The following is a 22,933-nucleotide window of genomic DNA, read 5'->3' on the forward strand; positions in this document are numbered from 1 at the left end:
TCTATGGATGTGTTAAAATAAAAGACAGAATTACAGTACTGGGTTCATCAGGTTTTATTGGTTCAAATTTGATAGAATATTTGAAAAAAAAACAGATTGAATTTTTTGCACCAGAAAGAAATGACGATTCTATTTTCAGTACCCATCTTAATAATGTAATATATTGCATAGGGCTAACAGCAGATTTTAGAAATAAACCATTTGAAACGGTTGAAGCTCATGTTTCTTACTTAGCTAAAATACTTGAGAATTGTTCTTTTGATTCTTTTATTTATCTTTCATCAACTAGAGTATATGGTAATGAGTCCCAAGAAACGATAGTTAGTGAAGAAATGCCTTTAAAGATTAACCCACTTTATCCTAGTGATTTATACAATATTTCAAAAATAATGGGTGAATCTTTATGCTTAAATTGTAATAAAAAGAATGTAAAAGTAGTAAGATTATCCAACGTGTATGGAAATGATTTCAATTCATCGAATTTTGTTACAGATATTTTAAGAGATATTTTAAAAACAAAAAGTCTTTTTCTTAGGACATCACTATCATCAGAAAAAGATTATATCAATGTTCAAGATGTTGTAGATTTATTAGTTAAAATATCGTTGAATAGTAAGTATAATATATACAATATTGCTAGTGGAATTAATGTTAAAAATGAAGAAATATTACAAGTGATAAACAAGTACATACCGTTTAAGTTGGAAATTATTAATAACCCGAAAGATTTGAAATTTCCTTTAATTTCAATTGACAGAATTCAAGAAGAATTTAAATTCGAACCTAAAATAATTCTTGATGATATTTTAGATTTAATTAAAGTTTATGGGAATCTCTATGAAAGAAATAACTAAGGTCGATTTAGAAGAAGGAATTGTTTACATTCAGAAGGAAAACGATATTAAAGGATACAATTTGGATACACCAGAAGCTTTTAAAATTATTTCAGACATTTGGCTGCGTTGTGGATGGGACACTAAGTATGTTTATAGTTTCACATGGCTGGGTCGCCCGATTATCCAACTTCCTGAAGATATGATAAGAATACAGGAAGTCATATATTCTGTAAAACCAGATGTTATCATTGAAACTGGTGTTGCACATGGTGGGTCACTAATATTCTATGCAAGTCTTTGTAAAGCAATTGGAAAAGGTCGTGTTATTGGTATAGATATAGAAATTCGTCCACATAATAGAAAAGCCATAGAACAACACGAACTTTTTTCGTATATTAAACTTGTTGAAGGTAGTTCTGTTGAATTATCTGTCGTAGAGCAAATTAGAAAAATTATAAAAACTGGTGAAAAGGTACTAGTTATACTTGATTCCTGCCATACAAAAGAACATGTTTTAAAAGAACTTGAGGCTTATTCAAATTTTGTATCCAAAGATTCGTACATAATTGTTATGGATGGCATAATGGGGAAAATTGTTGGTGCACCGAGAACGGAACCTGATTGGGGATGGAATAATCCAAAGGAAGCTGCTGTTGAATTTGTATCAAAAAATAACGATTTCAAAATCGAAGAGCCAGAATTTCCTTTCAATGAAGGTGTTGTAGATTTTAGAGTGACTTATTGCCCCAGCGCATATCTGAAACGCGTAAGGTAAGGTTTTTCGATATCAGATGACAAATATTTTCACAAGTGTTGGGATCTCGCAGATTAAAAGAGTTGATGAATATGGTATTTTGGGAATTTAAGAGATGTTATGGCTAACAGAAATCCTCTCGTCACAATATTAATACCCACATATAAAAGGACTGAATTGCTCAAACAGGCAATTGAAAGCGTATTGAGTCAGTCGTATAAGAATTTGCAGCTTGTAATACTTGATAATGCTTCCATGGATGAGACCGGGCAAATAGTCAAGCACTTCATGGATACAGACAAAAGGGTCGTCCTTGTCGAGAACGAAATGAACATCGGGGTGAATGCCAATTTTCGAAAATCATTTAATTACATTAAAGGCGAGTATTTCTGTTGGCTATGCAGCGATGATATGATGCCTCCTGGCAATCTTGAGAAGCAGGTCGATTTCTTAATTGAACACCCTGATATACCCCTGGTGGCCGGTACCAACCAGGTAATTGATAAAAATAATAATATAACTACGCCGCCTCTAGTTTACCCCCAGGAATCCATAGTCTCGGTAAGACCCGAACTTGACAGGTTCCTTGGCCGTCGCCGCTGCTGGATGTTCAGTATAGACGGCATTTTGTTCAGGACAGATTATGTATTATGCAATAGAATAGATATTGGAAATTACCTCAATATGGATGCATATTTTCAGGCTGAGATGCTATTATATACAGAGAATATTGGTTTCATAAATGAACCCTCAGTTATAAGGAGGTATCATACGGAACATTTTGATGAAAGAAATATTAATGTTTATTTCTTATCATGGGTTCAGATGCATTATCAGGTTTATGAATTTATAAATAGATTCGAATACTTATTAATGCATAAAGGGTATCCAGTTGAAAAGTATAAATTCAAATTGTTTATTATATTTTGTAAAGCAAGCCTTGGTGCTGATCGAAATCTTTCTGTCTTTTGCGAACGAATTGCAGGGAAATTACTTTTCGATATTATTCATCAAAACATAATCTCGATTTTTCTTGTTCCGTTTAAAATAGCATTTACCTTATTCTATCCTGCATACCGTAAGTATATTAAAAAATAATAGGATATGGCAAACGGCGTCATCGCCCCCCCAGAGATCAGACTGAAGCTGCAGTAAAATATCCGCCGCTCGGTTCACGCGGCGTCGGGCTGGTAAGGGCGCAGGGATATGGTTTTGATTGTTTTTTGTTCCATAATTATATCGGTTACATATTAACACTTAACTCCACCTAATTTAAGTAATGTAAGTTCAATTATACAGGTATGAAATGCATGGTGACTGGCGGAGCCGGATTCATCGGAAGTAATCTAGTAGATCGATTATTGAGCACCGGGCACCATGTAATTGCATACGAAAATTTTTCTACTGGTTTTCAAAAGTTTTTGAGCGATGCTGTAAAACATAATAATTTTAAATTGGTTCGTGGAGACCTTTTAGATTTGGAAGTTCTAAGAAAATCTATGTCTGGTTGTGATTTTGTTTTCCATCTGGCAGCAAACGCAGATGTTCGCTTCGGAACATTACATCCAGATAAAGATTTAAAGCAAAACATAATTGCCACTTTTAATGTGCTTGAAGCAATGCGGTTAAACGGTATTAAAAAAATTGCTTTCTCTTCAACTGGTTCTGTCTATGGAGAGGCTACAGTTATTCCAACACCTGAAGATGCCCCATTCCCTATCCAGACATCCTTTTATGGCGCTTCAAAATTGGCTTGCGAAGGTTTGATACAGGCGTATTGCGAAGGATTTGGTTTTCAATCATGGATTTTCCGTTTTGTCTCGATATTGGGAGAACGATATACTCATGGGCATGTGTTTGATTTTTATAGGAAATTATTGGAGAACCCTGATAGGCTTGATATTCTTGGGAATGGCAAGCAGAAAAAATCTTATTTATATGTTCAGGATTGTATAGATGCGATGTTACTTGTAATCGAAAAATCAGGTGAAAAGGTCAACATATTCAATTTAGGAACAGACGAGTATTGCGAAGTCAATAACTCCATCGAATGGATATGTAGTCATCTTAATGTCTCTCCCCAATTGGTTTACTCAGGAGGAGACCGGGGATGGATTGGCGACAATCCTTTCATTTTCTTGGATTGTTCGAAGATACGAAGACTCGGTTGGAAACCTAAATATACAATAAAAGAGGGTATAATAAAAACATTAACTTACCTCGAAGAAAATAAATGGGTACTGGGCAGACAATGAAAATTTGCGTATTTGGTTTATGGCACCTTGGTTCTGTAATTGCTTCGTGCCTGGCTGAGAAAGGGTTTGAAGTCGTTGGGCTTGACTCAGATTCAAATAGAATCAAGGATTTGCAGAAGGGGATTCCGCCAATATTTGAACCGGGATTAGAGGATTTAATTAAAAAAAGCTTGGCAAATAAAAAACTTGTTTTTACTACAGATGAGAAAATTGCTTTAGATAAAACCAATATAGTATGGGTAGCATTTGACACACCAGTGGATGAAGCAGACAGAGCAGACGTTGATTATGTAATAGATCGAGTCAAGAAATTATTCGTACATCTGGAATCAGGAATGATAGTATTGATTTCATCACAATTACCTGTCAGATCCACTAGGCAACTGCAGGATGACTTTTTTAAACAATATCCGAAGAAAAAATTAATTTTTGCATATTCCCCAGAGAATTTAAGACTGGGCAGAGCGATTGAATCTTTCACAAAACCTGAACGAATCGTGGTCGGTTTACGGAATAATCAGGGAAAGGAAAAACTCGAAGCGATATTCAAGCTTTATTGTAACAATATCGAATGGATGTCGGTGGAGTCTGCTGAAATGACCAAGCATGGTTTAAATGCATTTCTGGCAACATCTATATCTTTTATCAATGAACTTGCAATCCTGTGTGAAAAAGTAGGTGCTGATGCACGCGAAGTGGAGAGAGGCTTGAAGAGCGATCCGCGTATAGGTATAAAATCATATCTTAAAGCAGGCGCCGCTTTTGCAGGAGGGACTCTTGCAAGAGATGTTGTTTTTCTGGACACAATAGGTAGATTACTATCTATATCAACACCACTAATCACGGCAGTCAACGTAAGTAATCAAGAACATAAGATGTGGTCTTTAAACAAGTTAAGAACAGAACTGGGTAATTTAAATGATAAAACTGTCGCAGTTCTTGGCTTAACTTATAAACCTGGAACGAACACCTTAAGAAGGTCAAGTTCAATTGAACTCTGTGAAAATCTTGTTAAATATGGTGTAATTATAAAGTGCCACGATCCATCTCTTAAAAAACTTCCAAAGGACTATGAAGAAAAATTCAATTTTTCTTCATCAATTACAGATACTCTAAAAGGGGCTGAGGCATTGGTCGTTGCAACAGAATGGCCAGATTATAAAACATTATCTATTGATGATATTCTACAAAATATGCGTAAACCCATTGTAATCGACGCAAACAGGTTTTTGGATAAAAACTTAGGAGAGGATCAACGAATCTGTTATTTTGCGGTTGGTCGCCCACTAAAAACAGAGGGATATCCAAAATGCAATTAAAAAGTAAGAACGCGGTAATAACTGGGTCAAATCAAGGATTTGGAAAAGCTATCGCGGAAGAGTTTATAGCTCAGGGAGCAAATGTTTTGATTTGCGCACGTAATGAGCAACTTCTTGAATCTACGAGATTAGAACTTTCAAAAAAAGCTGCAGGATTTCAGAAAGTATATGGGTGCCAGGTTGACGTAGCGGATCGTGAAAGTTTAAATCGGCTTTATAAAACGGCTTTGAAAAAATTTGGCAAGATTGATATTCTGGTAAATAACGCCGGGGTTTATGGTCCAAAAGGCGTTATTGAAGAAATAGATTGGGATGAATGGGTAGAAGCAATAAACATTAACCTATTAGGTACTGTTCTGGCGTGCAAAATTTTTATTCCGCATTTTAAAAACAATGGGCATGGCAAAATAATCAATCTCTCAGGTGGGGGAGCTACTGCCCCGCTGCCCCGTATAAGTGCTTACGCTGCCTCTAAGGCTGCCGTCGTTAGATTCACTGAAACAATTGCTGAAGAATTAAAAGACACTGGTGTGGAAGTTAATTGCATTGCTCCGGGTGCTCTAAATACAAGGTTACTCGATGAGGTTTTAGAAGCAGGTCTGGAAAAAGTTGGAAAAACTTTTTACGAACGTTCTCTCGTTCAAAAACAACAAGGTGGAACGCCGCTGGTTAAAGGTGCTGAATTGTGCGTATTTTTAGCATCAGATAAGAGCAACGGCATCACAGGCAAGTTGATCAGCGCTGTTTGGGACCCATGGGATGAGCTTCCAGAACATCTTGAAGATTTGAAAAATAGCGATGTGTACACGTTAAGGCGTATCGTACCAAAAGATCGGGGTATTGACTGGGGGGACGTTTAATTTGAATATTGGAATTGTAGGCTGTGGTTTAATTGGTCAAAAAAGAGCAGCATCTTTAGGTAATAATCTATTAAAGGCGGTTGCAGATGTTTCGCTTGATCGTGCACAAAAATTGGCTTGTTGTTATAAAGATGTAAAGTCATTTTCGGATTGGAGAGAACTTGTTGAACTTAATGATATTGACCTGGTGATTGTATCAACAACAAATAACTGGCTCGCGCCTATAACCCTCGAGGCGGTCGAATCAGGTAAGCATGTTCTTGTAGAAAAACCAGGCGCCTGTCATTTTAAGCAACTTGATCCAGTAATACAAGCTGCAAGAAAAAACATGGTCAAAGTCAAAGTGGGTTTTAATCTACGCTGCCATCCTTCATTTATAAAGGCTCGTGAAATAGTCAATTCCGGGATTCTTGGGAAATTGATGTTTATTCGGGGACGCTACGGTCATGGTGGACGCTCAGGCTATGAAAAAGAATGGCGTGCAAATTCAGCCATTTCTGGAGGTGGAGAATTGATAGATCAGGGGGTACACATTATAGATCTTTCACGATGGTTTCTTGGGGATTTCTCACGCGTTTCGGGTTCTGCGCATACTTATTTCTGGAATATGCCTGTGGAAGATAACGGTTTCCTTCATCTTGAAAACTCTTCGGGAAATGTAGCATGGTTGCAGGTGAGTTGTACAGAATGGAAAAACATGTTTTCGTTTGAAATATATGGTGAAGGTGGAAAGTTGCAAATTGATGGGCTTGGAGGAAGCTATGGAACAGAAAGGCTAACATTTTATCATATGTTACCTCAGATGGGGCCGCCGGAGACAACAATTTGGGAGTATCCATTCAATGATACGTCATGGAAAATAGAGTTTGAGGAATTTATAAAAACAATAGAGAGTAATAGTGAGCCGCAACCGGGTCTTAAAGATGCCCGTGCAGCTTTAGAGATAGTATCGAAAATATATGAGGCCTCGAAAAAATGATAATTACACGCAGTCCACTTCGAATTTCACTTGGCGGTGGAGGTACAGATCTACCATCGTACTACCGGGAACACGAAGGGTTTCTGATAGCTGCGGCTATTGATAAGTATGTGTACATCACTTTACATCAAACATTTGTAAATGAGCTTATCATAAAATATTCAAAGATAGAGCGTGTATCTGCAATCGATGAAATCCAGCATCCCATCATACGCGAGGCTTTGAGGTTAGTAGGGATACAAAACCTTAACATCGAATTAGCGAGCATGGCGGATATCCCGGCAGGCACCGGTTTAGGGTCATCTGGAAGCTTCACATGCTCTTTATTGAAGGCGCTACATGCATACACGAAAAACCTGATACATCCGAAAGAGCTTGCAGAGCAGGCATGTCACATCGAGATTGATTTGCTAAAAGAACCAATCGGAAAACAGGACCAGTACATATCAGCTTATGGAGGTGTCAATTGTTTCAAGTTCTGCAAAAATGATACAGTCGAAGCAAAACCTCTCAAGATATCCGATGAGACGCTTTATAGTCTTGAAGACAACCTGTTACTTTTTTTCACAGGATATTCAAGATCAGCTTCTGCTATACTTAAAGAACAGGACGATAAAAGCAAACAAAAAGACACATCAATGATAGATAATTTGCATTTTATTAAGGAAATGGGTTATAAGAGCCAGCAGGCTCTTGAATCAGGGGATCTTGAAGAATTTGCCAGTTTAATGAATATCCACTGGGAACATAAGAAAAATCGTTCCAGTTCGATGAGCAATAATAAGATCAATGAATGGTATGACATAGCATTGAAAAATGGGGCGCTTGGCGGTAAACTCATCGGTGCAGGTGGAGGGGGATTTCTCATGTTTTATGCCAACGATAATATGAAGATAAGGCACGCGATGGCGCACGAAGGTTTGAAAGAAGTCCGCTTTAAGTTTGATTTCGAGGGAAGCAAGGTGGTGGCACAATCATGATGCTGCCTGTGGTTATTCTTACAGGTGGATTGGCAACACGACTTTATCCAGCGACCTTAAAACTCCCAAAATCCCTCATCAAGGTGGCAGACAAACCGTTCATTTTTCACCAATTAGCTCTTTTGAAGCGGCAGGGTGTTTGTAATGTCATATTATGTGTCAGCAAGTTTGGAGAGATGATACAGGATTACGTTGGCGATGGGCATGAATGGGGTTTAAAAGTGCAATATTCTTATGACGGCGAAACACTGCTTGGAACTGGCGGGGCGATCAAAAAGGCAAATCCACTTCTTCCAGAAGTATTTTTGGTTCTATATGGCGATTCCTATCTCGATGTTGACCTGAAGCCAATTCTGGAGAGGTTTGAATGTGAAGGAAAACCAGCTTTGATGACTGTTTATCATAATAAAAATAAATGGGCTAAAAGCAACATTTTATTCAAGAATGGTCGAGTTGTAAAATACGACAAAAAAAATCCAATGCCCCAGATGGAGCATCTTGACTATGGAATAAATATCTTGAGAAAATCTATTTTCAATGAGTGGCCGGATGGGATACCCTTTGATCTTTCAGAGGTATTTATTAAACTCATAGAAAAAGGCGAAGTGTCGGCGTTTGAAGTTTTCAAACGCTTTTACGAAATTGGGTCTATCCAGGGTATAAAAGAAACCGAGGAATATTTAAATACCAAGCATCAAATTTGTCAAAATATGTGATAGATATGGAACAGGAAGATTATATTGAAACTTATTTCAAAGATTGTGTTGAAATTATAAATCGGATTGACAGGGAACAAATAATAAAAATTTCTGCGATCCTTAAGAAAATCCAACTAAGACAGGGCAGGCTGTTCATCCTTGGTGTAGGCGGAAGCGCAGGCAATGCATCACATGCTGTTAATGATTTTCGTAAAATTGCAGGTATAGAATCCTATGCTCCCACAGACAACGTTTCTGAACTTACAGCAAGGGTTAATGATGACGGCTGGGAGACGATATTTGTTAACTGGCTCAAAGGCAGCCGATTGAACACCAAAGATGGTATCCTTGTATTCTCAGTCGGCGGAGGGAATGCTGAAAAAAACGTGAGCGTTAACCTTGTCAAAGCATTACAATATGCCAAAGATGCTGGTGCAAGTATTATGGGAATCGTAGGACGTGACGGCGGATACACTGCAAAGGTAGCAGATGCCTGCATCATAATCCCTCCCGTGAACGATGAAACCATCACGCCTCAAACTGAAGCATTCCAGGCAGTCGTCTGGCATTTACTGGTTTCCAGTCCTGATATGAAGAAATATGAAATGAAATGGGAGAGTACAAGGTAACAGGCGGCACGAATGGCAGATGCTGTTTTCCTGGATAGGGATGGCGTGCTTAACGAGCTTGTATTAAATCCTGCGACTGGAGAGTATGAGCCTCCACATCGTATAGGGGATATGAAACTTTTTCCTTATGTGTTTGAATGCCTTGGAAAAATCCAAAATGCAGGGTATGATCTGTTTCTCGTCTCCAACCAGCCGGATTATGCTAAAGGGAAAACTACACTTGAAGCCTTAGAAAAAGTCCACAACAAATTTGACCAATTGTTAACTTCTAAGGGAATATATTTTAAGGAATACTATTACTGCTATCATCATCCTCAAGGGATAATACCTGAATATTCTTACGAATGTATGTGCCGCAAACCAAAGCCGTTCTTCCTTTTTAAAGCAGAAGAAAATTATAATATCGAGCTTGGGAGTTCATGGATGATTGGAGATCGGGATATAGATATCGAATGCGGCAAAGCTGCTGGCACGAAAACAATATTAATAGAGGAGCCATTATCTATGAATAAACGCGGGAATAGTATGCCTGACCATAAGGTAAAAGATCTGATAGAAGCAGTGGAGATAATAATTCAAATAAATGGATAAAAAATAATATTAAAATATCAGAAGGAGACGAGGAAATTATGAAAGGATCAAAACAATTTAAAATAAAACTATATGCAGACGGCGCAGATCTGAAAGGAATGATAGAGGTTTACAATGAAGGGATTGTTAGTGGTTTCACAACAAATCCTACATTAATGAAAAAAGCTGGTGTTAAGAACTATGAAGAATTCGCAAAATCTGCCATAAAAGCAATTCCAGACCTCCCAATTTCATTTGAAGTATTCTCGGATGATTTGGAAGGCATGGAGAGAGAAGCTCGCAAGATCGCAAGCTGGGGCGAAAAAGCTTACATAAAGATACCTGTTACAAATACTAAAGGAAAAAGCACAGCTTCCCTGGTGAAAAAACTGTCATATGATGGGTTAAAGCTCAATGTAACTGCCATCTTAACGACCGAGCAGGTAAAACAAGTTTCTAATGCTCTTTCACCTGCAACCCCAAGTATAGTTTCGGTATTTGCGGGGCGTATAGCAGATACTGGCAGGGATCCTATGCCGATAATGAAAGAGGCAGTGAACATATTGAAATCGAACACGAAATCGGAACTATTATGGGCGAGTACAAGGGAATTGCTGAATCTTGTGCAGGCTGAATCGTGCGGATGCCATATCATTACAATTACCAATGATATATTGAAAAAGGTCCCAATGCTTGGGAAGGATCTTAAGGAATTGTCGCTGGATACGGTGAAAATGTTCTATAATGATGCACAAGGGGCGGGTTACAAAATTTGATTCATGTAGCTTGGCATAATCTTTTAATCAATTAATTCTTTATTGAAAACATAAGAATTACTGGCATAATATCCCCATGCAAAACTTATTAATATCTGGATAATTTTTGAAACTAATAAGCCAGTGCCAACCAATTCTATACTTACTATTAATATAAAATTATTTAAAATATAAGTAATTACCACAATGCGTAGATATCTACTAAAAGTTTTTGAATTGTTAATAGTGAAATACTGAAAAGTCCAATTTTTTTGCAGATAATACACAAGCAATAACGCAAAAATGAACGATATTACATTAGAAACAAGGTAATAAAGATTAAAACTGTGTATCAAGAAAGCATATACTAAAAAATCAGTTGCCGCACCCAACACGCCTACTGTACAATATTTTAATATATTCTTTGGCAAAAAATCTATCATAAAATGCTCTATAATTTGAATCACAAAGTTTATAAATTACTTTGGTAACATAATTAAACCTATACATAAATTTATAGTTTTTAAAGGGACGTTGAATGGAAAATATTTAATTTTTTTAAAATAAAAAAATTTCTTTAGTTCAATGAATATTTCATCGGGTAAATTTATGTGCTCTGACTTAATCACCCAATCATAACTTTGTTTGAAGTGTTTTTCAAATATTCTACGAGCAGATATATTTCTAGCAAAGCTATATAAAAAACCTCCTTCTACGGGTATCAATGCACAGAATTGTGCATTTCCGTTTTTCTTCATAACTCGATTTACTTCCTGTATCGCAGAAGGTAAATCTGGTAAATGCTCCAATACATGTATTGCTAAAACTCGGTCAAAATAATCACTCTTAAATGGAAGATTTTGGGCATCACCAATTATAACATTCACATCTGGATATTTTATCAAGATTTTTTTTGCCATGTTCCCCCTTAATTCAACACCAAAATACTCCTGAGTAGATAAGTTTTCGTAATTGATATGTTCGCCTAAACCTGACCCTATTTCTAGTGTTCTTATTTTTGTAGTATTATTTCTTTCTTGAACCGGAAATCCATGATTGAATTTTTCCACAATACCGTATTTTGCAGGTAAAACCTCATGCCAGCACTCCATAAACTCATTGCGAATTCTTTTTTGTTCAGGAGTGAATTCTGGGAGTTTTTTAGGCCATTTTTTTCGAGTGTTTTTAATCATACTAATATCCATAGGTTTTGGCCGTTCAAAAATCCATTACATGTTCTCCATTTTCTCGATAATATAGAGGGGGCGTCTCTTCACTTCCTCATAAATACGACCAATGTATTCCCCCATAATCCCGAGTGAAAGCAGCTGAATACCAGAAAAGAATGTTATCAATGCTACTGTCCATGAGAGCCCGGGTGTAAGGTCAGTATGCAATATTAATTTTTGAAAAATAAACCACATTCCCAATAGAAACCCTGCGCCAGCTATCAACGCCCCAAACAGTGAGGCCAACTGCAACGGGCGGATAGAAAAACCAACTATCCCATTAAATGCAATTCTTAAGGATCCGAGATACCTATTATAATTTGTTTTACCTGATGCCCGCTCATCCCGATCATACTCGACAAAGGTCTGCCTGAAACCCACAAAAGCAACCATACCCCGAAGAAAGCCATGCGTCTCATTAAGTTTTTTTAATTCTTCAACAACTCTTCCGTCCATCAACCGGAAATCTCCAGTGTCTTTCGGAATATTAACATCCGAAATCATATTAATGACCCGATAACCAAAATGCGATATCCACTCCTTAATAAAAGTTTCTCCTTTGCGTGATCGGCGTTTTGCATAAACAACTTTAAATCCTTCACGCCACTTCTCTAGCATTTGCTCTATTAGCTCTGGTGGATCTTGCAAATCCACATCAATAACAACACAGACATCTCCTTTACAAGAATGAATCCCTGCCATAGTCGCTGCAGGCTGACCGAACCGGCGGCTGAACATAATTAAACGGATGTTTGGATTGCGTTTGATCTCATCCTGAATTACCCGTTCGGTGTTATCTGGAGATGGATCCAAACAAAAAATAATTTCATATTGTGAATTTAATTTTTCCATTACAGCTACCGTTCTTTTTAAAAAAGGTCTGATATTGGATTCTTCTCTATATACCGGGACTATGATTGAAACAGCAGGTTGAATCAATTTATATCTCCTCTTCTATTCAATATTGGCGGTAGTGATCTCATTTAGCGTATAACTAATTAAGAAACTTTCATATTTAAAACCTCCTCTAATGTAGACTGTATTATCTGTATATTATATTCCAAAGATATATATAGAAAATTCGCATCTAAAAGCAAAGTGAACAATTATCCATTTAGTATTAAGATGTTGAATTTATTTTATAATACTAAGAGATATTTATTTGAGAATATAATACGATATAAATTTTATATCTCATTAATTTTATTAAATTTTATAACCCATTATCTTTTCATATTAGATTTAAAATTTGTAGCTGATGATTGGGATTATCTGGTTTATTCAACGTTAAATAAGTACTCCACAATTGATTTGGCATTCTCACCAAGACCCATATTATTCATTATTCTAAAAATTGTGTCAAATAAATTTGGAGGATTTGCATTAGGATATCAAATATTGAATTTGATTACTTCGACAATTATTCTCTTGCTTGTTTTTAAAATTGCAGAACATTTATTTAGAAAAAACAATTCTAATGATAATAAAGAATCATACGCCTTTATCACTGCTCTAATCTTTGTTATCCTGTTTAATAAGGATGAAATGTATGCATGGAGCTTATATTTTTCAATTAATATAGCATTAATATCATACCTATTGTCATTATATTATTTTATAACTTCTGAAAAGAATAGAATTAAATTAGCCCTTTCAGTATTTTTGTTTTCAATAGCAATATTTACATATGAAATAGGTATCTTTTTACCGATTTTTTATTTCATCTATGATTGGACTAATAAGCAAGACTTGAAAAAATCACTGTATTTTGGTCTACCTCTGGGATTATTCGGAATTGCCAGTTTAACAAATTGGTTTGGATATGGCTTGTGGCCAAGCAGTAATGATCTGACAAGTCCACATGAATTTTTGAATACCTTTTTACTCATGATATTACACTCGATAGGTGAAGCCATAAATAACGTCCTATTTTCCTTTTATGGTTCAAGTAGTCTGAATCAGGTGTTCCTTGTCTGCTTAGTCGCAACGGATATATTAATAATATGGTTTATTTTTAAATATATTTTAAGAGAGTTCAAGTGGAACAATTTTGATGGAAATTATCAAAATACAATGAATCTAACGGTAATTTCAATTGCAGGATTAGTACTCAGTTACATTCCAATGGCCATAAGGGGTTATATCGCTACACGCCACGTTCTTTTTATTGATTTTTTCATTTCTCTGCTTTTGGCGATATTAACCCTTCGTTTGGTTGCCAAAAAGCGTATTTTTCCACTTTTGATGTATTTCCTGATTATTCTTTGTCTGATAATAAACCAGGGATTATATATAAATTGGATAACATCAGGAGCAATACAAGAGAGTGTAAATCATTCAATATTCGACAATTCGAATGAATTAAATAAATATAATTGTATATATATTAATGCGACTGATTTAACCAGAGTTAAACCAAATTATCCACTTTATGTGTTATCAGAAAAAGATGCGATAACCCGATCTCAAGAAAAGGACAGAATATATTCACCATATATGCATAGTCCAGGTCTTGAATCCGGAGAAGTAATCTTAATGCTTGGGGCAGCGAACATCAATTTATCAAAAACCAAGTTAATTTATGGTATTTATGGAGGTTCCAATATTTTCATTAGTTCTGCGAATACTACTCTTACTTATAAAGATGCGGATTCGGGAGAATATCATACGATCAAGAGGTCAGAATGCTTTGAATTTAATGCATCGAATCTTCTTACATATTACAAAACTTACGAAAATACAAGTTTCCTTTTTTACAGATAATACTCACATTCAAAAGGTCATAATTTTTCCTTTTGATTTTTTCGGAGAAATTAGCTTGGATTGTCATATTTCTCAGCAAATCGCAATCTAATGAAATGATAAAGATATAAGTATTTATACATTTAAACCGTGTTTAGGATCATTGCGAATAAATGGATTTGCAAAAAAATATAAGTCAACATAATTCTGTTATTTTCATAAGAAATGGCATTTAAATTAAAATGAGGTAAATCGATGATATATCCCCCATCAAAAAGTAAAGTTGCATTAATTACGGGTGGATCAAGAGGAATAGGGCGGGAATGTGCGATCGCACTTGCCAAACGTGGATATAAGATAGCGATCAATTATTTTAGAAATAATGAGCTGGCGGTCGAAACGCAGAAAAAAATCGACAAAATCGGTGTTGATACATATTGCGTCAGGGCAGATATATCAGACAAACGTCAGGTGAAAGATATGATAGAGACGGTATTAAATAAGTTTGATCATATTGATGTTCTAGTTAATAATGCAGGAATATCTGAAATTAAGCCCATAGAGGATATTGATGAAGAGAGTTGGGATCATATGATGGACATAAATCTGAAAGGGACTTTCTTTTGTTCACAGATGGTTTTGAAGCACATGAAGGAACAGCGCAAAGGGCGGATCATAAGCATCGCTTCCCAGGCAGGGCAAACCGGCGGGATTTTCATTGGTGCCCACTATTCGGCATCCAAAGCGGGTATTATTTGCTTGACGAAAACCCTCGCTAAAATCGGAGCACCTTTCGGGATTCTCGTGAATTGCGTATCGCCTGGACTTATTGAGACAGATATGGCGGTGGACTATCCTGAAAATGTGAAGCAAAATTTGATTGATTCCATACCCCTTGGAAGAATGGGACAGCCCGGCGAAGTAGCAAGTGTTGTGGCATTTTTGGCTTCTGAGGAAGCCAGTTATATAACAGGGGCCAATATACCTGTGAATGGCGGTATGTTCATGCCATGATGTTGATTATCTTATAATAAAATTTGGAGAAAAATAAAAATATAGAGGAGGAAATGAAATGAAAGTCATTGGTATGATACCAGCTAGGATGGGTTCTTCAAGATTTCCCGGCAAACCCCTGGAAAAGATACTCGGTATTCCCATGGTGGAGCATGTTTATAAAAGGTCTGAAATGAGCCAGAAACTAAATGGGTTATTCGTAGCCACCCCAGATAAAGAAATCATGGAAATTGTGGAGGGTTTTGGCGGCGAAGCAATAATGACTTCACCCCTTCATGACAGGTGCACTGACAGGATTGCTGAAGCAATGGAAAATATTGAAGCAGACATTGTTGTAAATATACAGGGAGATGAACCCATGCTATATCCCGATATTATTGATATGAGCGTAAAGCCGCTTATTGAAGATGATTCTATTTTGTGCAGCAATCCAATAGTAAAGATTCATGATATTGATACGTTCAATGATCGCAATCAAATAAAAGTGGTCTGCAACCAGAAGAGTTTCATTATGTTTATGTCACGTGAGCCGATTCCTACTATGGTTCGAATGGGTAGAAAAATTCCTATGTTAAAGCAGGTCTGCATAATGCCTTTTAGGAAGGATTTTTTGGTCACCTATAACCATTTACCCCAAACACCACTTGAAAAAGCTGAATCGGTTGATATGCTCCGTGTTCTAGAAAATGGATATCAGATAAAAGCTGTAGAGGTACCCTCCGAGACTTTTAGTGTTGATACTCCCCAGGATTTGATGAAGGTGGAAAAATTGATGAAGAATGACCCACTGGTAGAAAAATATATATGAATAATACAGGTACAAATAAATGTTAGCTCTTGTAAAAACCAAGAAAGGAACTGGTAACATCGATCTCATAGATGTTGAAATCCCAAGGATTGGTGTGAACGAGGTATTGATAAAAGTCCAGGCAGCCGGCATCTGCGGGACTGATATACATGTAAAAAATGATGAATTTCCATACTGGCCACCGGTAATCCTTGGGCATGAATTTTCCGGAAATATTATTGAGATAGGTTCCGATGTCAAAGATTACCGGATAAATGACCGGGTTGTTGCCGAGCCGCACACGCTAGCATGCGGTAAATGTTATTATTGCAGAACCGGGAACATACAGATATGTTCATCCAAGAGATCCATCGGCTGGGGGATTGATGGTGCTTTTGCAGAATATATCAAGATGCCTGAGAGATTGTTGCACAGAATACCCGATAATATCTCTTATGAAAATGCTGCTGTAGTTGAACCCACAGCCAATGTTGTCCATGATGTACTGGAGCGGGGGAAGATTGAACCGCAGGATTTCGTCGTGGTCCTGGGTCCAGGCCCGATAGGCCTTCTCGCCGCCATGGCCGCCAAAGCTCAGGGTGCAAGGGAAGTTGCCATTGTGGGAACTCCTGAAGATGAAAACTTGCGCCTCAAAATCGCTAAGGATGTTGGGATAGATTATGTGATCAATCTCGCAGAGGAAGATCCGTTAAGCAGGATCCTCGAATTAACCGATAACAATGGAGCGGATCTTGTCGTGGAAGCGAGCGGGGCCGAGCCGGCAATTAATATGGCAGTTAATATCGTCCGAAAAAAAGGCAGGATTACAGTGATAGGAATGACCGGCAAGAAAAAGATAGAAGTCCTCTGGGATACAGCCATCTTCAAGGCATGTGATGTCCTTTTCAATTTTTCCACAAGCTACACAAGTTGGAATAGGGCTATCAGCATGATCGGGCAGGGAAAAATAAATATTGGCGCCATTATCACTCACCGCGAACCTCTTGCAAATTGGGAGAAAGCTTTTGATGCTGTCGAAAATAAAAAAGCAATCAAAGCGCTACTTATTCCATGAAATAATACAAGGCAATTCTATGAAATTGAGCTTGGTTCTGACACCTGAAAAAACCACTTTTGCTCCACTTCTTTTCGCTGGTGATATGGAAAAAGGTATTAAAAAGGCAGCAGAACTTGGTTACGATGGTGTGGAACTCAATATCCGGGATCCACTACAAATTGAAAAAGATAAACTCATACAGTCGGTGCACTCAAATGGATTGGAAGTGGTGGCTCTGGGTACTGGGCAGGCTTACATCAAGGACGGCCTGAGTCTGGCAAATCCAGATCCGGGTATCAGATTTAGAACAATAAATAGGCTAAAGGATCATATCAATCTGGCGCAATACTTGGGCGCCCAGGTGGTGATTGGTGGAATAAGGGGGAGGTTCAGTTCGGATGAAGCCAGGAGGATTGAATACGAGAGCTCATTAAGCGCTATGCTCGAATGCATCAAGTTCGCAAATGAGCTTGGTGTAACCCTTACCGTTGAGCCAATCAACCGGTATGAAACGAACTTCATTAATACAATTGAAGAAGGGCTGTCCTTTTTGTGTGACCTGAACGATAATAATGTCAAGTTGCTCGCAGATACTTTTCATATGAATATAGAAGAGACATCATTCACAAAAAGCTTAAAAGCAGCAGGGAATAAACTGAGCCATATACATTTAGTAGATAGCAACCGCTTAGCCCCAGGAAAAGGCCATACCGACTTTTGCAACATTATAAAAGCACTTCGCGATATAAAGTACAAGGGTTATTTGTCGGCTGAAATCCTTCCAGACCCGGACAGCGAGACCGCTGCGAGAACATACATTAATTATGTGAGGAAATTACTATAGAATCATGTATCAATTTTCCAGGAGATACTTGTAAATGAAAATTAGTATTACCGACTGCGACCACGGTTTCTTTGATCCTGAAAAAAAAGTCATCGAAGGAGCCGGACATATTTTAAACATTCTTCAGTGTAAAACACCTGAAGAAGTTGTACGGGCAGCCCATGATGCAGATGCGATCATATGTCAATATGCCCCGATCAATAAAGATGTATTGCAATCAATGCCAAAATGCAGGGTTGTGGGTCGTTATGGGGTTGGTCTGGATAATATAGATATTGAAGCTGCCACAGACCTTGGGATCAAAATTGTTCATACGCCTTATTTTTGTTTCCAGGAAGTAGCAGATCATACAATGGGATTGATATTGGCTTTGGCAAGACAGATCGTCAGTATGAACAATTTAATAAAATCAAATCGTGGTAAAAGCGGGATGAACTATGGTAATATGTTGAGCTACATGAAGAATGTCGAAAGACCGACAAAACAGATAATTGGCATAATTGGCTTTGGCAAGGCAGGAAAAGAGATAGCCAAACGGGCTATGAGTTTTGGGTTCAAGGTCATTGCATTCGATCCTTATATACCGCCTGAAATATTTGCCGCTCATGGTGTTTGTAAGGTTTCGCTTGAAGAGTTGGTAAGGAAATCTGACATAGTCACCTTGCATGCTCCATTGACAGATGAAACAAGAGGGATGATTGATAAAACGGTTTTGGCCCAGATGAAGCCGACAGCATATTTAGTAAATACCGCTCGGGGGGCAATCGTGAATGAAACCGCACTTATTGAAGCATTGGAAAACAATTATATCGCAGGGGCTGCACTGGATGTTACCGAAAAAGAACCTATTTCAAATAATCACCCATTCCTGAGAATGGATAATGTACTTTTAACCCCGCATATCAGTTTTTATTCAAACACATCAATTCAAGATATGAAAACGAAAGTAGCTCAATATACTGTCAATGCTCTTAGAGGCCAGGGGGAATATGCATTAGCTAATCCCAAAGTCCTTAAAAATACCCAAGATTTCATTATATGGCATACCTAAATACGTAAGTGATATAAATGTGTATATTATAATGGGGAATATATGAAAATCTTAATTTCAAGTGACTCATTTGGAAAGATCAACAGAGAATCCATAAAAACTATCGAAGCCGCTGGATTTGAACCTGTCCTTAACCCATATGGCAGGAAGCTTGAGTTCGGGGAATTTGTTAGGCTTATCAAGGATGCTGTGGGTCTGATCGCAGGGACCGAAAAGATTACATCTGAATTGCTCGAAAATGCTCCTATTTTAAAGGTCATATCCAGGTACGGTGTCGGGATGGATAATATTGATATGAAGGCTACAGAAAAATTGGGAATAACAGTACGAAATACACCTGATGCGCCGTCCCAGGCCGTAGCTGAACTTACTCTTGCGTTGATATTGAATCTATACAGGCGGGTGAGTGAAGCCGATAGAAATATCAAGAACAATAACTGGTCACCGTTGATGGGCAGGCTTCTTTCAGGAAAAACACTGGGTATTATCGGCCTTGGAAGGATAGGAAAAAAATTGGTAAAACTCATCCAGCCATTCAATATGAAAATATATGCGTATGATCCTTATCCTGACAACGAATTTGTCTCATCACACAATATTACTCTGGCATCATTGGATATCGTCATGTCCAAAAGTGACATAATATCCCTTCATGTGCCACTATCTGATAAGACGTATCACATGATCGGGAAAAAGGAACTATCTTTAATGAAAAAGGACGGTGTAATAATCAATACTTCACGTGGTGGCCTGATAGATGAAGAAGCCCTATTGATTGCTTTAAAAAATGAATCTATAGAAGGTGCCGCTATCGATACTTTTGAAAAGGAACCCTATAAGGGTGATTTGACAGATTTCAATAATGTTATTTTGACATGTCATATGGGTTCATCGGCAATAGAAACGCGCAAACAAATGGAATTGGAAACAGTGAAAAACCTGATCGACGCATTGAAGGAGAAAGGGATATGAAAGCAGTAGTCTTTGGCGGGTCAGGTTTTCTTGGAAGTCATCTTGCGGATGCATTGCTGAAGGAGGGATACAAGGTGGCTATTTTTGACATAACATCATCTCTCTACCTGCAAAAAGAACAGAAAATGATAGTTGGGGATATCCTTGACAGAGAAGAAGTAAAAATGGCTGTAAAGGGCAGCGATGTTGTGTATAATTTCGCGGGTATAGCAGACCTTGAAAAAGCTAAAGAAAATCCTGTCAAGACTGTTGAAACCAATATACTGGGCAACACAATCATTCTGGACGCCTGCAGGGAATACAATATCAAAAGGTTTGTCTTTGCAAGCAGTCTGTATGTCTATAGTAAAGAAGGCTCATTTTACAGGAGCAGTAAACAGGCTTGTGAATTAATAACAGAAAACTATCACGAGGATTACGGGCTGCCTTATACTATCCTCAGATACGGTTCACTGTACGGTCCGAGAGCGGATGAAAATAACTTTATCCACAGGATATTGAACCAGGCAATCGCTGAAGGCAAGATTACGCGCTACGGAGACGGCGAGGAATTAAGAGAATATATACATGTCGAGGATGCAGCAAGATGCAGCGTTGATATTCTTTCAAAGGAGTTTGAAAATGAATATGTAATACTCACAGGCTATCAGCAGATGAAAATTAGAAATCTCCTGACAATGATCAATGAAATGCTCGGGAATCGATTGGAAATAGAATACCTTCCAGCTAAATCAAATCTGCACTATGAAATAACACCCTACTCTTTCAGCCCGAAAATTGCGAAAAAATATGTCAGTAAGTATTATCTCGATATCGGTCAGGGGCTATTACAATGCATTGAGGAAACATACAGGAAACAACATAGATATAAAGAGGTCAGCGGCCTGTTAATGCGGGATGAATGAAAGTGTCAATGATCGATTTTAGGTTGAAAAGGGGAAAATGAAAACCGTCAGGTTCATATCGAAGGTTTAATTTGATATGGGATATATATTGAATCTAATTGCAAAACTAAAATATAAAATTTGAGGAATTATGCATACTAAAAATCTAAAAGACAAACCAAACACTAATGAATCTTCCAAGTTTAAAGTTCTTTTAATTTATGCAAATAAAATGATGGAAAACCTTATTTCGATAAATGTTTCAATATTATCTGCAGCATTAAAACAACATGGTTTTGATGTAAAACTTTTTGATACCACATTTTATCGCACTGAAGATGAAAGTGTATATGATATACGAGTAAATAACTTACAAGTTAGAAAATTTGATTTGTCATCATATGGTATTAAAATAAATGATTCCGATATACATGAAGATCTAATAAAATTAGTTGAAGAGTATAAGCCAAATTTAGTAGGATTATCAGCCGTCGAAGAAACATATCTTTTAGGTTTATCGCTATTAAAAAGTATTAAAAGCAACTTTAATATTCCTACCATTGTTGGGGGAGTTCATACTATTTTTTCACCAGAGGAAGTTTTAGCTCAAGATGATGTGGATATGATATGCATTGGTGAAGGTGAAGAAGCGTTAGTAGAATTGTGTCAAAAAATGCAAAATGGTGAAGATTACTATAAGGTTAAAAACATTTGGTTTAAAAAAGATGGCGTTGCAGTCAAAAATCCACGCAGAGATCTTATGCCATTAAAGGATTTGCCGTTCCTTGATTTTTCAATATATGATAAAAGGCGTATGTATCGTCCAATGCAGGGTAAAATATATAAAATGCTTCCTATCGAATCAAGTCGCGGTTGTCCTTATACCTGTACTTATTGTAGTGCATCAACTCTAAGAAAACTATATTCAAATCTGGGTAATTATTATAGGAGAAAAAGTGTTGAGCAAATTATAAAAGAAATCCAACATTATCGCAAACAATATGGTTTAGATTTCGTATATTTTACTTCAGAATCATTTTTATCTATGCCAGATAATGAGTTTGAAAACTTTGTTGAATTGTATAGTGAAATTAAATTACCATTTTGGTTGCAAACTCGACCAGAATCAATAACAAAAGAAAGAATCAAGAAACTAGAAACTATTAATTGTAATCGTATTTCTGTTGGGTTAGAAAGTGGAAATGAACAATTACGAAAAAAGATGTTAAAACGTAATATTTCTAATCAACAAATAATAGAATCTCTGGATGTTTTTAAACACTCGAAAATACCACTTAGTGTTAATAGCATGATTGGATTTCCAGACGAAACACGCGAACAGATATTTGATACAATAAATTTAAATAGGATTATTAATGCGGATAGTTCAAGCCTATTTATATATACGCCATATCGCGGATCAGAGTTAAGGCAGTATTGTATAGAAAAGGGGTATGTTAAGCCAGATTTACTTATGGGATCAGTTTTTCAAAACTCAATACTAAAAATGCCACAAATTACAAACGATGAGATAAAAGGGTTGTTTAGAACATTCTCGCTATATATTAAACTTCCAGAGGAATACTATCCCGATATACAAATAGCGGAAAAATTTGATAAACGGGGTAATGAAATGTTTGAACATTTAAGCAAAGTATATGTAGATGAATTTTTTAAATAATTGCAATGCACTGAGGAAACATACAAAGAAACAACAA

Annotated in this window: 23 protein-coding genes; 21 read left to right on the forward strand and 2 right to left on the reverse strand. The window is 37.0% G+C overall.

All coding sequences use genetic code 11. The features are described 5' to 3' along the window. Positions 1-38 precede the first annotated feature (38 nt). The 12 genes from O8C68_03570 to O8C68_03625 all read left to right on the forward strand — a co-directional run bounded on the left by O8C68_03570 (position 39) and on the right by O8C68_03625 (position 10,656). The gene (locus O8C68_03570; GenBank protein MCZ7394885.1) at positions 39-854 is read left to right on the forward strand and encodes an NAD(P)-dependent oxidoreductase; all 816 of its coding nucleotides are present in this window, start codon (positions 39-41) and stop codon (positions 852-854) included. Next, on the forward strand, positions 838-1,611 hold the full coding sequence (locus tag O8C68_03575; GenBank protein MCZ7394886.1) for a CmcI family methyltransferase: 774 nt from the start codon (positions 838-840) through the stop codon (positions 1,609-1,611). Before O8C68_03570 ends, O8C68_03575 begins: the two co-directional genes overlap by 17 nt. Before the next feature lie 99 nt (positions 1,612-1,710). Next, positions 1,711-2,688 carry a glycosyltransferase family 2 protein gene (locus O8C68_03580; GenBank protein MCZ7394887.1) on the forward strand — a complete coding sequence of 326 codons (978 nt, stop codon included), beginning with the start codon at positions 1,711-1,713 and terminating at the stop codon, positions 2,686-2,688. A 203-nt stretch (positions 2,689-2,891) separates the two neighbouring features. Continuing rightward, positions 2,892-3,845, forward strand: a complete 954-nt coding sequence (locus O8C68_03585; GenBank protein ID MCZ7394888.1) for an NAD-dependent epimerase/dehydratase family protein — start codon at positions 2,892-2,894, stop codon at positions 3,843-3,845. Then, positions 3,824-5,164, forward strand: a complete 1,341-nt coding sequence (locus O8C68_03590; protein MCZ7394889.1) for a nucleotide sugar dehydrogenase — start codon at positions 3,824-3,826, stop codon at positions 5,162-5,164. Before O8C68_03585 ends, O8C68_03590 begins: the two co-directional genes overlap by 22 nt. Next, positions 5,155-6,024 (forward strand): SDR family NAD(P)-dependent oxidoreductase, encoded by an 870-nt coding sequence (locus O8C68_03595; protein MCZ7394890.1) that lies wholly within the window; start codon positions 5,155-5,157, stop codon positions 6,022-6,024. Before O8C68_03590 ends, O8C68_03595 begins: the two co-directional genes overlap by 10 nt. A 1-nt stretch (position 6,025) precedes the next feature. Further along, positions 6,026-7,003 carry a Gfo/Idh/MocA family oxidoreductase gene (locus O8C68_03600; protein MCZ7394891.1) on the forward strand — a complete coding sequence of 326 codons (978 nt, stop codon included), beginning with the start codon at positions 6,026-6,028 and terminating at the stop codon, positions 7,001-7,003. After that, entirely contained in the window at positions 7,000-7,983 is a 984-nt protein-coding gene (locus tag O8C68_03605) for a hypothetical protein (protein ID MCZ7394892.1), read from the forward strand. The genes O8C68_03600 and O8C68_03605 overlap by 4 nt, the downstream gene beginning before the upstream one ends. Continuing rightward, the gene (locus O8C68_03610) at positions 7,983-8,699 is read left to right on the forward strand and encodes a nucleotidyltransferase family protein (protein ID MCZ7394893.1); all 717 of its coding nucleotides are present in this window, start codon (positions 7,983-7,985) and stop codon (positions 8,697-8,699) included. Before O8C68_03605 ends, O8C68_03610 begins: the two co-directional genes overlap by 1 nt. Positions 8,700-8,704: 5 nt before the next feature. Continuing rightward, positions 8,705-9,310, forward strand: coding sequence for an SIS domain-containing protein (locus tag O8C68_03615; protein ID MCZ7394894.1), 606 nt, complete (start codon positions 8,705-8,707; stop codon positions 9,308-9,310). 12 nt (positions 9,311-9,322) lie between these two features. Further along, a complete protein-coding gene (locus O8C68_03620) occupies positions 9,323-9,901 on the forward strand; it encodes an HAD-IIIA family hydrolase (protein MCZ7394895.1) in 579 nt (192 codons plus the stop codon). Positions 9,902-9,939: 38 nt separating this feature from the next. Next, the gene (locus O8C68_03625; protein ID MCZ7394896.1) at positions 9,940-10,656 is read left to right on the forward strand and encodes a transaldolase; all 717 of its coding nucleotides are present in this window, start codon (positions 9,940-9,942) and stop codon (positions 10,654-10,656) included. Between the two features lie 458 nt (positions 10,657-11,114). On the opposite strand, the gene O8C68_03630 is transcribed toward O8C68_03625, so the two are convergent. Continuing rightward, on the reverse strand, positions 11,115-11,828 hold the full coding sequence (locus O8C68_03630) for a class I SAM-dependent methyltransferase (protein ID MCZ7394897.1): 714 nt from the start codon (positions 11,826-11,828) through the stop codon (positions 11,115-11,117). 36 nt (positions 11,829-11,864) lie between these two features. Continuing rightward, the gene (locus tag O8C68_03635) at positions 11,865-12,803 is read right to left on the reverse strand and encodes a glycosyltransferase family 2 protein (protein ID MCZ7394898.1); all 939 of its coding nucleotides are present in this window, start codon (positions 12,801-12,803) and stop codon (positions 11,865-11,867) included. Positions 12,804-12,962: 159 nt separating this feature from the next. On the opposite strand from O8C68_03635, the gene O8C68_03640 reads away from it, so the two are divergent. From O8C68_03640 to O8C68_03680, 9 genes are all read left to right on the forward strand, one after another. After that, complete coding sequence (locus tag O8C68_03640) at positions 12,963-14,627, forward strand: hypothetical protein (GenBank protein MCZ7394899.1); 1,665 nt, start codon at positions 12,963-12,965, stop codon at positions 14,625-14,627. Between the two features lie 234 nt (positions 14,628-14,861). Further along, positions 14,862-15,620 (forward strand): 3-oxoacyl-ACP reductase FabG, encoded by a 759-nt coding sequence (locus O8C68_03645; protein ID MCZ7394900.1) that lies wholly within the window; start codon positions 14,862-14,864, stop codon positions 15,618-15,620. 58 nt (positions 15,621-15,678) lie between these two features. After that, entirely contained in the window at positions 15,679-16,428 is a 750-nt protein-coding gene (locus O8C68_03650; protein MCZ7394901.1) for a 3-deoxy-manno-octulosonate cytidylyltransferase, read from the forward strand. Positions 16,429-16,447: 19 nt separating this feature from the next. Next, positions 16,448-17,482 carry a zinc-binding dehydrogenase gene (locus O8C68_03655; protein MCZ7394902.1) on the forward strand — a complete coding sequence of 345 codons (1,035 nt, stop codon included), beginning with the start codon at positions 16,448-16,450 and terminating at the stop codon, positions 17,480-17,482. Between the two features lie 19 nt (positions 17,483-17,501). Next, entirely contained in the window at positions 17,502-18,308 is an 807-nt protein-coding gene (gene iolO / locus O8C68_03660; GenBank protein ID MCZ7394903.1) for a 5-keto-L-gluconate epimerase, read from the forward strand. A gap of 34 nt (positions 18,309-18,342) precedes the next feature. Beyond that, positions 18,343-19,359 (forward strand): C-terminal binding protein, encoded by a 1,017-nt coding sequence (locus O8C68_03665; GenBank protein ID MCZ7394904.1) that lies wholly within the window; start codon positions 18,343-18,345, stop codon positions 19,357-19,359. Between the two features lie 42 nt (positions 19,360-19,401). Continuing rightward, positions 19,402-20,331, forward strand: a complete 930-nt coding sequence (locus O8C68_03670; protein ID MCZ7394905.1) for a phosphoglycerate dehydrogenase — start codon at positions 19,402-19,404, stop codon at positions 20,329-20,331. Next, positions 20,328-21,236 (forward strand): NAD(P)-dependent oxidoreductase, encoded by a 909-nt coding sequence (locus O8C68_03675; GenBank protein MCZ7394906.1) that lies wholly within the window; start codon positions 20,328-20,330, stop codon positions 21,234-21,236. Before O8C68_03670 ends, O8C68_03675 begins: the two co-directional genes overlap by 4 nt. 130 nt (positions 21,237-21,366) lie before the next feature. Further along, entirely contained in the window at positions 21,367-22,896 is a 1,530-nt protein-coding gene (locus O8C68_03680; GenBank protein MCZ7394907.1) for a radical SAM protein, read from the forward strand. Positions 22,897-22,933: the final 37 nt, after the last annotated feature.

This window comes from Candidatus Methanoperedens sp. (assembly GCA_027460525.1).
In the GTDB taxonomy this organism is placed as follows: domain Archaea; phylum Halobacteriota; class Methanosarcinia; order Methanosarcinales; family Methanoperedenaceae; genus Methanoperedens.